Here is a 233-nt window from a genome sequence, read left to right on the forward strand (position 1 = left end):
GAGGTGAGGGTGTGACGTCCCCGCGGGGACGTCTGCAGTATCAGAACTCAGATGTTGAAGCCGAGGGCACGCATCTGTTCGCGACCGTCGTCGGTGATCTTCTCAGGACCCCATGGCGGCATCCAGACCCAGTTGATCCGGTAGGCCGGCACGATGCCTTCGAGGCACTGAGCGGTCTGGTCTTCGATGACATCAGTCAACGGGCAGGCCGCAGAGGTCAGGGTCATCTCGAC

At 61.8% G+C, this 233-nt stretch carries 1 protein-coding gene; it reads right to left on the reverse strand.

Translation table 11 applies throughout. The features are described from left to right. Positions 1-47: 47 nt before the first annotated feature. The coding region (locus ACE03M_RS06580; RefSeq protein WP_485933221.1) for a metal-sulfur cluster assembly factor at positions 48-233 on the reverse strand (186 nt) is incomplete at its 5' end.

The sequence above is a fragment of the Brevibacterium sp. AGC70 genome (assembly GCF_057334195.1).